General features: G+C 68.3%; 10 protein-coding genes. 4 read left to right on the forward strand and 6 right to left on the reverse strand.

All coding sequences use genetic code 11. From position 1 onward, the window contains the following. Positions 1 to 197: 197 nt before the first annotated feature. Complete coding sequence (locus AC5P7A_RS08155) at positions 198 to 572, reverse strand: ExbD/TolR family protein (protein ID WP_495220028.1); 375 nt, start codon at positions 570 to 572, stop codon at positions 198 to 200. A 104-nt stretch (positions 573 to 676) separates the two neighbouring features. Beyond that, positions 677 to 1,084, reverse strand: coding sequence for an ExbD/TolR family protein (locus AC5P7A_RS08160; protein ID WP_014648410.1), 408 nt, complete (start codon positions 1,082 to 1,084; stop codon positions 677 to 679). 151 nt (positions 1,085 to 1,235) lie between these two features. Here AC5P7A_RS08160 and AC5P7A_RS08165 point away from each other — a divergent pair, with 151 nt between their 5' ends. Both AC5P7A_RS08165 and AC5P7A_RS08170 read left to right on the forward strand, forming a co-directional pair. Beyond that, complete coding sequence (locus AC5P7A_RS08165) at positions 1,236 to 3,221, forward strand: transglycosylase SLT domain-containing protein (RefSeq protein ID WP_126411364.1); 1,986 nt, start codon at positions 1,236 to 1,238, stop codon at positions 3,219 to 3,221. Positions 3,222 to 3,427: 206 nt separating this feature from the next. Further along, on the forward strand, positions 3,428 to 4,648 hold the full coding sequence (locus AC5P7A_RS08170; RefSeq protein WP_053495110.1) for a multifunctional CCA addition/repair protein: 1,221 nt from the start codon (positions 3,428 to 3,430) through the stop codon (positions 4,646 to 4,648). A 79-nt stretch (positions 4,649 to 4,727) separates the two neighbouring features. Here the strand turns inward: AC5P7A_RS08170 and AC5P7A_RS08175 are convergent, their stop codons facing one another. From AC5P7A_RS08175 to AC5P7A_RS08185, 3 genes are read right to left on the reverse strand one after another with little or no spacing between them, the layout of a single operon-like run. Next, entirely contained in the window at positions 4,728 to 5,162 is a 435-nt protein-coding gene (locus AC5P7A_RS08175; protein WP_072167163.1) for an SseB family protein, read from the reverse strand. Between the two features lie 49 nt (positions 5,163 to 5,211). Further along, complete coding sequence (locus AC5P7A_RS08180) at positions 5,212 to 5,547, reverse strand: hypothetical protein (RefSeq protein ID WP_014648413.1); 336 nt, start codon at positions 5,545 to 5,547, stop codon at positions 5,212 to 5,214. Next, a complete protein-coding gene (locus AC5P7A_RS08185; RefSeq protein ID WP_014648414.1) occupies positions 5,544 to 6,587 on the reverse strand; it encodes a S41 family peptidase in 1,044 nt (347 codons plus the stop codon). The genes AC5P7A_RS08180 and AC5P7A_RS08185 overlap by 4 nt, the downstream gene beginning before the upstream one ends. 408 nt (positions 6,588 to 6,995) lie before the next feature. On the opposite strand from AC5P7A_RS08185, the gene AC5P7A_RS08190 reads away from it, so the two are divergent. Continuing rightward, positions 6,996 to 7,430: a hypothetical protein gene (locus tag AC5P7A_RS08190; protein ID WP_134809296.1), complete on the forward strand. Its 435-nt coding sequence runs from the start codon at positions 6,996 to 6,998 to the stop codon at positions 7,428 to 7,430. 31 nt (positions 7,431 to 7,461) lie between these two features. Further along, on the forward strand, positions 7,462 to 7,884 hold the full coding sequence (locus AC5P7A_RS08195) for a hypothetical protein (protein ID WP_197574727.1): 423 nt from the start codon (positions 7,462 to 7,464) through the stop codon (positions 7,882 to 7,884). On the opposite strand, the gene AC5P7A_RS08200 is transcribed toward AC5P7A_RS08195, so the two are convergent. Further along, positions 7,803 to 10,829: an autotransporter family protein gene (locus tag AC5P7A_RS08200; protein WP_288496787.1), complete on the reverse strand. Its 3,027-nt coding sequence runs from the start codon at positions 10,827 to 10,829 to the stop codon at positions 7,803 to 7,805. The genes AC5P7A_RS08195 and AC5P7A_RS08200 overlap by 82 nt on opposite strands. Between the last annotated feature and the right edge of the window lie 185 nt (positions 10,830 to 11,014).

Consider the following 11,014-nt stretch of genomic DNA (forward strand, 5'->3'; position numbering starts at 1 on the left):
TAAACAAGCGGTAAAAATCACGGCGTGATGATCGACACTCTTTCACGCGGAATTGACGCAATTGACAGCCATTTACGTCAGATGAGGACCGTTTAGAACCGGACGGTACTGTTCACCGCCCTCCACTTTGATGCCGGCTGCGTCAGCGCGCGCCGAGATCCGCCACAACTCATCAAGGGGACTTGTCGGTGCAGGCGCTAGTGACCGGGCGCGTCGACGCGCAGCCCATGCTGGCTCACGGCCAGCAGCACGCGTGCCATGTCTTCGTAGTCGGTGTCGTCGGCGGTCGCCAGGTGCACCCAGGGGCCATGCTGCTGCGGCATCTGCTGCGCCTGCACCAGGTGCCGCTGCAACGCGACAGCGTCGAGCGGCTGGCCATTCCAGAACATCGCCCCCGCCGCGTCGATGCGCAGGTGGATCGGCTGGGGTGAGGACGCCGGCCAGGGTGGGCACGAGGTGCGCTGCTGGAGCGCCAGGAGGCCGGTCGCCTGCGCCATCGGCAGCGCGGTGATCACCAGCGCCAGCAACACCAGCAACACATCCACCAGCGGTGCCAGATTGGGGGCGGCCATCAGTGAGGCCGCGTGCTGTGTCCCGTATCGCATGCCACGTTCCCTCGCAGGAAGAGCGGCCTGCCGATGGCAGGCCGCCCGTTGCCGGACTCACCGCACGAAACTCACCGCACGAAGGCAATGCGCTCCATGCCAGTGGCTTCGGCCGCAGCCAATATCCGCGCCATGCCTTCGTACTCGGCCGCCGGATCGGTGGCGATGCGCAGCTCCGGCAGGTTGCCGGCATGCTCGCCGGCCTGCGCCTGCAGGCGCCCCTGCAGATCGCCGATCGCCATCGGCTGGCCATCCCAGCTCAGCTGGTTCGACGCATCCAGTCGCAGCTCGATCGGCGGCGGCGGTTCGGGGCGATCGATCGTGCGATCGGTGGCCTGTGGCAACTGCACGGGAATCGGCCGGGCCACGATCGGCGCGGTTACGATGAAGATGATCAACAGCACCAGCATCACATCCACCAGTGGCGTGACATTGATGTCCGCCAGCGGGCCGCTTCTTCCTGCGCTACTGAACGCCATGTGCCGCTCCCTGCAGCCGGGCCGTTCGCCCAAGGCCGACGTTACGACGCCTGCGCCCGCCTGCGGCAGGGGCCTGTGCGGAGTCATTCAGCTATCGTTGCCCACGCATTGCGTGCACGCAATGCGAAACTGAATTCAGCCACTGCCCGCTATGCTGCATGCCATGACCCGACGCTCTTCGACCGCCCTGTCCCTGCTGCCCTTGGCCACCACGCTGCTGATCGGCTGCGCCAATGCCCAGTCCCTCGATGCCCAGAACGCGCAGTTGAAAGCCGCGATCGCGGCCGCCGAACGCGGCCAGTTCGATCCTGGCCAGGCCGCTGCGCTCAGCCGCCATCCGGCGTATGGCTGGCTGGAGTACGCCAACCTGCGCCGCAACATCGACACCGTCGATACCGCGCAGGCACAGGCCTTCCTCAAGCGCTATGAGGGCCAGGCCGTGGCCAGCACGTTCCGCAGCGTGTGGCTGCCCTCGCTCGCCCGCCGCCAGGACTGGCCGACCCTGCTGGCCAACTGGGCGCCCACCGACAACGCCGGCCTGCGCTGTGCGCAGCTGACCGCGCGCCAGGTGACCGGCAAGGCCGATCCGCAGTGGATCAGCGAAGCACAGGAGCTGTGGCGCAAGAACGGCAAGCCGCTGCCGGACAGCTGCGATGCGGTGTTCACCGTGCTGCAGGCACAAGGCGGCCTGAGCGACGCCCTGCGCTGGGAACGGATCGATGCTGCCGCCGACGCGCAGCAGCCCGCCGTGATGCGCAGCGCGGCCCGCGGCCTGCCTGCCACTGACCTGGCACTGGCCAACACTTACGCCGCCTTCGTCGACAAGCCCAACGCCAGCGCCCTGAACTGGCCCCGCAACGAGCGCAGCCGGCGCATCGCCACCGATGGCCTGGCCAAGCTGGCCAAGGCCGACCCGGCCGCCACCGAACAGCAGCTGCCGCAGTACGCGCAGGCACTGGGGCTGAGTGCCGCCCAGCAGGGCCAGGTGCTGTACCAGATCGCGCTGTGGACGGTGGCGTCCTACCTGCCCGATTCGGCACGCCGCCTCAACGCGGTGCCGGAGTCGGCCTATGACGAACGCCTGCACGAGTGGCGCGTGCGCGAAGCGATGTCCCGCGGCGACTGGACCGCGGCGCTGACCGCCATCCGCAAGATGGGCAGCAAGCAGCGCAGCGACCCGCGCTGGCGCTACTTCGAAGGCCGCATGCTGGAGAAGACCGGCCAGGCCCAGCAGGCGCAGCCGCTGTTCCGCGAGGCCGCGCGTGCATCGACCTTCCACGGCTTCCTCGCCGCCGACAAGCTGCAGCAGGGCTACACGCTGTGCCCGTGGCAGCCCAACGACAGCGCGCAGGCTCAGGCGGTGATCGCGCGCGACCCGGCCATCCAGCGCGCAATGGCGTTGTACCAGATCGATCGCGCTGGCTGGGCCGTGGCCGAATGGAACAGTGCACTGTCGCGCTTCGATGACACCCAGCGTCGCCTCGCCGTGCGCGTGGCGCAGGACAACGGCTGGTTCGACCGCGCCGTGTTCGCGCTCGGCAAGCAGCCGCAGGAGCAGCGCCTGTACGACCTGCGCTTCCCGCTGCACCACGACGCCACCATCCGCCGCGAATCGGCACGCAACGCAATCGACCCGGCCTGGGTGGCGGCGGAGATCCGCGCCGAGAGCACCTTCACCCCGCGTGCGCGCTCGCCTGCCAACGCCATGGGCCTGATGCAGGTGCTGCCAGCCACCGGTGCCGGCGTGGCCAAGTCGATCGGCCTGACCGGCTACGGCGGCGCCGACAGCCTGTACGACCCGGACACCAACATCGCCATCGGCACCGCCTACCTGCGCCAGTTGATGAACAAGTACGACGGCCTGCCCTACGTGACCATCGCCGCGTACAACGCCGGCCCGACCCCGACCGCACGCTGGCAGAGCCAGCGCCCGGGCTTTGATCCGGACCTGTGGATCGAGACCATCAGCTACAAGGAAACCCGCGAGTACGTGGCCCGCGTGCTGGCCTTCAGCGTGATCTACGACTGGCGCCTCAATGGTGATGCGCTGCCGCTGAGCGATCGCCTGATGGGCCGCCTGGTGGACAAGCGCAAGCGCTTCAGCTGCGCCGCCAACGCCGACCAGGGCGGCGATTGATCGCAACACAGTACTGCCGGCCGCTGGCCGGCATTCCCCGGCATCCACTCGCTGGGGAGGGAAACGATGAGCCTGCTGGCCTGGATCGGGCTGGACGCTGTATCGGTAGTGCCGGCCGCTGGCCGGCAGCTTCGGGGTGACTGCGGTTGCCGGCCAGCGGCCGGCACTACCGGTGCGTCTGCGCCGGGCATGCGATGATTCCAGCCATGAAGATCTATCTTGTCGGCGGCGCCGTGCGTGACCGCCTGCTGCAGCGACCTGCCGGCGACCATGACTGGGTGGTGGTCGGCGCCACGCCCGCGCAGATGGAAGCGCAGGGCTTCACCGCCGTCGGCCGCGATTTCCCGGTGTTCCTGCACCCGAAGACCGCTGAGGAATACGCGCTGGCGCGCACCGAGCGCAAATCCGGCCGTGGCTACCGCGGCTTCGTGGTCGATGCCGACCCGGCAGTGACGCTGGAAGAAGACCTGCAGCGCCGCGACTTCACCATCAACGCGATTGCCTGCGACGAAGACACCGGCACGCTGGTCGATCCCTACGGCGGTGTGCGCGATATCGAGCAACGCGTGCTGCGCCATGTCGGCCCCGCGTTCGTGGAAGATCCATTGCGCGTGCTGCGCGCGGCGCGCTTCATGGCGCGCTTCGCACCACTGGGCTTCACCGTCGCCGAAGAGACCATGGCGCTGATGCGCGAGGTCGCCGCCAGCGGCGAGCTGGACGCGCTGGTGCCCGAGCGCGTCTGGCAGGAGCTGCGCAAGGCGCTGGTCAGTGAACGGCCCTCCGCCTTCCTGCGCACGCTGCACGATGCGCAGGCACTGGGCCCGATCCTGCCCGAGCTGGAAGCGCTGTATGGCGTGCCGCAACGTGCTGAGTTCCACCCCGAGGTCGATACCGGCATCCATCAGGAAATGGTCAGCGACACCGCCGCGAAACTGGCGCCGGGCGATGACCTGGTCGGCTTTGCCGCGCTTACCCATGACCTGGGCAAGGGCCTGACCCCGCCGGAGGAGTGGCCGCGCCACATCATGCACGAGCAGCGCGGCATCAAGCCCTTGAAGGCACTGTGTGCGCGGTTGAAGATTCCCGCCGAACACCAGCAGCTGGCCGAAGCGGTGTGTCGCGAGCACTTGAACGTGCACCGCATCGACGAACTGCGCGATGCCACCGTGCTGGAACTGCTGGGCCGCTGTGATGCGCTGCGCCGGCCGGAACGCGTGGCCCGCATCGCACTGTGCTGCGAGGCCGACAAGCGCGGCCGGCTCGGCTTCGAGGACGCCGACTACCCCCAGGGCGAAACGCTCAAGCGCCTGCACCAAGCGGCGCTGTCAGTGCAGGCGCGGGATCTGGATACCACGCATCTGAAGGGCCCGGCCATCGGCGAAGCGCTGGCCAAGGCGCGGGTGAAAGCCATCGCCGCCGCCCGCTGATCCGCAACCGCCGTGGCGGCCGCGCACCGACTCCCATGGGTAGTGCCGGCCGCTGGCCGGCACCCCTATATCACTGGCTTCAGTGCGCCATCCCACGGGTAATCGCCGCCGCACGCTGCTTCAGCTGGGCCACGGCATCGGGAATCATCTCCATGCCCACGTCCAGGCCCGGGTTCAGCACCAGGCCGACGCCTTCGCCGATACCGGCCAGCAGCGCGTGCACCGCGATCGGCATGGCATGGGCAAACTGCGGCAGCTGCTCGTGCCACAAGCCAGCGCGCTCGGGCGCGGTGAACACCGCGAACATCGGCTCGCCGCTCTCGCTGGTCAGCACCAGCGGCGAGATGCTCTCGTCCCAGGCGCCATCCTCACCAATGGCCTTGTCCAGCAGCACGAACGCCGTCGAGGTCAGCAGGCCGTCGAGGAACTGCGCTGCGGTCAGCGTGCCGTCCTGGGCCTGCAGCAGGCGCACCTCGAGGTCGTTGAGGGGTTCGAACGGGGTGTCGTGGTCCATGGTCGGTTCCGGTACGTGGTTGCAGGGCAGACTTTAACAGGCCCGGTCCTCAACCGATGTATCCGTGCCGCCACATCCAACCGGCCACCGCCAGCGCGGCGACCCCCACCAGCATCAACGGCAGGCCGAAGCGGTGCCGCCACGGGATCGGCACCCCGCCCAGCTGCTGGTCCATGGTCTCGGTATCGAGCACCCAGCCGTGCTCGCACCGGGTGCAGGCCAGCTCGTAGCGGCGCTGGTAGGTGAAGCCGAACAGCAGGTCGATGCGCGCCATCTTGTAGCGCAGCTGCGGCGCGAACTCGGTTTCCGTCTGGCAGCGCAGGCAGTGGTGCGCTTCGGTGGGGCCGACGATCAGCACCCGTTCCTGTTGGCCGATCAGGATCATGTCCGGTTGCCCTGGCAGGCGGGCTGGGCCAGCAGCCAGGCCTGGGCGGCGGCCACAGTGGCGGCATCACCCTCGACGCGCTGGTCGGGTTCGATCTTCAAGCCATCGCCACGATCATTGCGGTCCCGCATCACGCTGGTGGTCAGCAGCAGGCGACTTCCATCGGCAAGGGTGTGCACGACATTGCCGGTGGAGACACCCGCGGTCGGCTGGCCGAAACTCCGCGCCTGCGGGCGGCCACGCCACGCCAGCACCGAGGCCTCGCCCGAACTGCCGGTGCGGGGCCCGAACAGCACCGCCACCGGTGCGCCAGGCTGCCGCACTACATGGCCGGACTGGCCGAAGTCCAGCAGCGGCCTGCCCGCCAGCTGCACCGCAGTCGCCGTCAACGTCCAGCGCTGCGGCCCTTGCGCGGTTTCGAACGCGCCGACGTCCTCGTTGTTCACCACCGAGGTGCGCAACAGCGGGGCCATGCCCAGCAGCATCGGCCACATGGAGCCGCCACCGTTGTCCCGCAGGTCGACGATCCAGCCACAGCGCGCGCCGTCGTCCTTGCTGCGGATGACCTGCTGCCATCGCGCGGCACGCTGGATGTCCTGGCGGAATTTTTCCTGCGGCGTCGCGCCCGGCGAGGAGGCATAGCCCTCGATGACCACCCAGCCGATGCGCGCATCCACCGCATCAGCGGCCTTGGCCCGGTCCACGGCGGCGGCACCGGCCTGCTGCGCACGCGCGAGGGATTCGCGCTGACGCTGGGTCGTGGTCCACGCACCATGGTGGCCGGTGCTGAGCGCAATGGCTTCGCGCAGAACGGCCAGCCGTTGCGCGGGATCCCCCTGCGCCGATTGCAGGCGGATGCGGATGGCGGGCCAGTCCACCCGGTCGCGATACAGCGCCTGGCGTTCAAGCAGGTTGAGGATCTCAGCCTGGGCCTCCGGCGAGGGCATCTCGACCGCGCCTGGCGTATCGGCCATGGCGCCGGTCGCCAGCAACACGAGCATCAGCGCGCCGATGCGACGCACTCCCTTGCGAACCTGCATGCGACGCTTCCTTGTCGTTGAATCAGGACCGCAGCATAACCGGGGCATGATCGCTTGCGCCACGCGCGAACTGTCGTATCCGGCCCGGTCGCGGGTTGCAGCAAGGCGGCTTGCGTGCGGTCACCACATTGCAACTTTGCCCATGCCATCGCGGCGCACAACGCGCCAAGGTGGCCCCGTCGGCGCTTCCTGCGCTGACCGGGATTGGCGTCCTGAATCAAACATCGAAGCGATCGATTTGCCGCATCAACGGCAATCGCGACAATGCACCGGCTTGCCCATGGTGGGCGGTGCGTGGGGATCCTCGTGATCCGTCGGCTTTTTCGCTTTGATTTTGACCGGCACGCCAACCCGCACCGCCCGCCACCTTGCGCTTCGCAGGTGGCCTTGCCTCGTGAGGTTGCCGCCATGAACACGCCCTACCCCGCCTGTCCACGCCTGCAGGCACTGCTCGGCGCTGCACTGCCCGGCCTGCAGCTGTCCAACGCCGCAGCCGAAGCGTTGGAAGATGCGCTCACCGAAGTCGACGAACAGGCGCCGCCCTCCGCATTCTTCGCGCGGCTGCGCGGCATCGCTCACAGCCACGCGGCCGACGGCCAGGCGTGGCGCGAACGGCAACTCAGCGAGGCGCGCGGCCGGCACCTGGCCGAGGCGACGCGCTGCCTGGCGGCGGTGTCTGCGTGTGGGGGCATCTTGTTGGCGGCGCAGTCGGCACGCGAGATGGATGATGCGCAGGCGCAGTGTCCGCCGCAGGTGGAGGAAGGTCTGCTGCATGCGGTGGTGGTGCTGGCCGATCATGCCGGGGCGCTGGTGGAACCGGATGCGTGCGCACCGCTGCTGTAGAGCCGAGCCTATGCTCAGCTGCGCGGAGGTCATGGCGCCGGTGGGATTCGTGCCGACCAAGGTCGGCACCTACCAGAGCAGTGTCATGGCGCCGGTGGGATTCGTGCCGACCAAGGTCGGCACCTACCTGAGCAACGTCATGGCGCCGGTGGGATTCGTGCCGACCAAGGTCGGCACCTACCAGAGCAGCGTCATGGCGCCGGTGGGATTCGTGCCGACCAAGGTCGGCACCTACCAGAGCAGCGTCATGGCGCCGGCGGGATTCGTGCCGACCAAGATCGGCACCTACCTGAGCAACGTCATGGCGCCGGTGGGATTCGTGCCGACCAAGGTCGGCACCTACCAGAGCGGGTCGGACATCTGCACCGGGCGCTACCAGTCCGCGCGCAGGCCGATGTTGCCTTCGATGATGCGGCGCTTCTCGTTGCGGTCGCCGCCCAGTTCGCGCGTGTAGTCGGCCACGGCATAGGCGCTGATCGTTCGGTTGAAACGCCCGACCACACCCACGCCGGCTTCCAGCGCGCGTGAGCGCTGCGAATTGATGATCACGTCGTCGTCGAAACGGATGCGGTCTTCACCAGAACGGCCATGCCAGTAATTGAGCTTGAAATACGGCTGCCAGCCGTTGTCGGCCAACTGGTAATCGCCCGCCAAGCGCAGGCCGATGCGGCCGGTCCAGGCGTTGTCGTTGTCGAAGCGCACGCTCGATACTTCATCGCGACGGTCATCCAGCGAAGTGCGCTGCCAGATCACCTGCACCTGCGGTTCCAGCCACCATGCGGACTGCCCGAAGTGCAGCAGCGGCTTGCCCGCCTCCACCGACACGCTGGTACCGTCGCCGCTCAGGCCGAAGCCGAGCCCACGCGAGGAACGCACGCGGCCGTCGTAGCGGCTCTGCATCGCCACGGCGTCGATGTAGCCGCCACTGCTGTCGGTGAAGGTCCAGTACAGGCCCACGTGCTTGTCATCCAGGCGGTTCTGGCCTACCTGCACGTTCTCCCAGCCCAGTGCCAGACCCGTGGTCTTGCCCTGCGCGCGGGTGCGGCCAACGAATACACCGATCTGGTTGCGGTGGTTGTCAGACGCCGCAGCCCACACGTCGAGGCCGGCCTGCAGGCCCATCACATCGCCATCGAAGCCCGGCTGCGCATCACCCTTCCAGTGGATCTCGCTGCTCTGCCCCACCAACCGGCCCCAGGCGGTGCGGACTGTGCCCTGGTTGTACAGCAGGCGCTGTTCGCCCTGCCGCTCGTGGAAGGTACCGAGGCTGCTCAGCGAGGTCTCGCGCAGCAGCGGTGGCACCACGGCGTAGGCGGCGGTCTCCACGCGGTACAGCGGCACCACCGCGCCTTCGGCCGGGCGTGCACCCGGCGTTGGTGGGGTGCCGGTACCGGGCAACGCACCGCCGGCCACCGGCACGTCCGGCACCGCCGGGTCGCTGGGCGGCGCCACCGGCGCCGGTTCCGGTGGCGGCGGTGGCGGCGCGGCCTCGCCGGCGGTCAGGTTCGGATCGGTAGCGCCTTCAGGCGGCGGCGGCGGTGCCGGGGTGATCGCCGGCGGCGGTGCGACCGGCGGCGTCAGGGGCGGTGGCGTGGCAGTGCCGCCGCCGTTGGGTGCCGGCGTTGGTCCGGTCACCAGCGTCGATCGCAGGTACCAGTTCTCGCTGGTGCCGGCGCTGACACCACCCTTGAACAGGAAGTACTCGTAGGCACCGGCTGCAACCGGTGCGAACAGCGAGAACGCGCCCGGCGCAGTGCGGCCACCATTCAAGGCCTGCACCACCAGGATGCCATCGGCCAGCGTGGCGGCGCCGCTGCCGCCGGCATTGAGCACGCCGATGCCGGTGGTACCGGTGGCGGTTCCGCCATCGATCACCAGGCGGTCGCTGCTGGAATTGTCCGCGCCCAGAACGGTACGCAGGTACAGGCCACCGCCGTCACCACGGTAGTTGCCACGCACGGTGAACACGTCGCCTGCGCCGGTGCCGGTCAGGTCGATGCGCCCGGCATTGACCATCTCCACCAGTGCACCACTGTTGAACGGACGGACTGCATGGCCGCCACTGCCCGCGTAGACGGTGCTGGTGTCGTCCACGGTGAGCGTGCCGGTGCCGGTTCCGCTGTCGCCCAGCACCAGGTCGCCATCAAAGGTCAGCTCGGTGCTGTTGGCCAGGCTGATCGCCTCCCAGTTCTGGAAGCGGCCCACGCCGGCAGTCTTGACGTTGTGGAAGTTGAGCTGGTCGATGCCACCGCCACCGTCGAACAGCGGCACCGCCCCCAGGTTGCCCTGGTTGAGGTTGCCGAGGTTGGCGACGTCGCTGTCCGGCCCCATGTCGATCGCGCCGTAGACGATGCCGCCGCCATTCCAGTTGAAGGTGTCGTTGCCGGTACTGAGCAGTACCTGCCCGCGCACGGTGCCGTCGGTGATGGTCACGCTGTCGTTGCCGCCGCTGACGCTGATGTTGCCGCCGATGTAGGCGGTACCCGAGATGATGATGGTGTCGGTATCGAAGCCGGTCACCACGTTGCCGTCCACGGTGCCGCCGGACTGGTCCCACAGGTTCTTGTCCAGCTTCATGTTGACCCGGCCGATGCGGCCAGCGGTCATCCACGCCTGGTCACCATCCTCGAACGCACCGATGATGCGGCCACCGCTCATGCGGAAGGTATCGATGTTGTCGCCCTGCTGCAGCGCGCCGACCGTGCCGCCACTCATGACGAAATCATCGCGGCCACTGCCCTGCGCCACCACGCCGGTGACGGTGCCGCCGGTGACGGTCATCTGGTCATCGCCACTGCCCTGGTCGACGCTGTCGATCGTACCGTTGCCCAGCAGCAGCGCATCATTGCCATCGCCCTGCAGCACACTGCCGCTGATGCTGCCAGCCTGCATGTCCAGGCGATCATTGCCGGCACCGAACTGCACGCCGGTGCGCCCGCTGATCGTTCCGCGGTTGACCAGCACGCTGTCGCCCGCGCCGACGAACTGCAGGGCGGTGTTGTTGCCGGTGCTGATGCTGCCCGAGTTCTCGACGCGGCTGCCGCCACCGAGCTGCACCGCCACGCCGCCCACCGAACTGATCGTGCCCAGGTTGGACAACAGGTGCCCACCGGCCCCGACAAGCGAAATCGCGCTGCTGCCACCGCTTTGCTGCAGCTGCGCCGTGCTGGCGACAGTGACGGTGATGCCGGCGGCGCCATTGGCGGTGACGGGAACGGTCTGCGGGTTCGGCGCATTGGCATCGCAGGTGACCGTCTGGCCGGCGACGGGGGCGACGCTGTCACAGCCGGCCCAGGCGGCGCTGGCGGTCAACAGCATGACGGAGGGAACAGCCAAAGCCTGCAGTACGGAAACAGTGAGGCGGCGCATACGCACTGCGCGCGGGACGGCACGGGACATACAGCACTCCTGGACAGGGGATCAGGAACTGCGGATATGCGGTACTGCGAGCGAAGTCTGCGCCATGGTGAACGGTTTCGGCAGGTGAATTTGCGTGCCGATCATCACAGTTCAGATGCGAACCTGATCGGGCATCACCCCACCTCTACGTGCCTGAAATCGTTCATCTTTGCGGGGTCATGCCC

It is taken from the genome of Stenotrophomonas sp. YJH_SMC_65, assembly GCF_059369475.1.

Excerpts from the sequence above, each read along its gene's own strand:
- AC5P7A_RS08175 (WP_072167163.1), bottom strand. The coding sequence starts at position 5,162 with ATGGACCACGACACCCCGTTCGAACCCCTCAACGACCTCGAGGTGCGC.
- AC5P7A_RS08200 (WP_288496787.1), bottom strand. The coding sequence starts at position 10,829 with ATGTCCCGTGCCGTCCCGCGCGCAGTGCGTATGCGCCGCCTCACTGTT.
- AC5P7A_RS08195 (WP_197574727.1), top strand. The coding sequence starts at position 7,462 with ATGGCGCCGGTGGGATTCGTGCCGACCAAGGTCGGCACCTACCAGAGC.
- AC5P7A_RS08190 (WP_134809296.1), top strand. The coding sequence starts at position 6,996 with ATGAACACGCCCTACCCCGCCTGTCCACGCCTGCAGGCACTGCTCGGC.
- AC5P7A_RS08185 (WP_014648414.1), bottom strand. The coding sequence starts at position 6,587 with ATGCAGGTTCGCAAGGGAGTGCGTCGCATCGGCGCGCTGATGCTCGTG.
- AC5P7A_RS08155 (WP_495220028.1), bottom strand. The coding sequence starts at position 572 with ATGGCCGCCCCCAATCTGGCACCGCTGGTGGATGTGTTGCTGGTGTTG.
- AC5P7A_RS08160 (WP_014648410.1), bottom strand. The coding sequence starts at position 1,084 with ATGGCGTTCAGTAGCGCAGGAAGAAGCGGCCCGCTGGCGGACATCAAT.
- AC5P7A_RS08170 (WP_053495110.1), top strand. The coding sequence starts at position 3,428 with ATGAAGATCTATCTTGTCGGCGGCGCCGTGCGTGACCGCCTGCTGCAG.
- AC5P7A_RS08180 (WP_014648413.1), bottom strand. The coding sequence starts at position 5,547 with ATGATCCTGATCGGCCAACAGGAACGGGTGCTGATCGTCGGCCCCACC.
- AC5P7A_RS08165 (WP_126411364.1), top strand. The coding sequence starts at position 1,236 with ATGCTGCATGCCATGACCCGACGCTCTTCGACCGCCCTGTCCCTGCTG.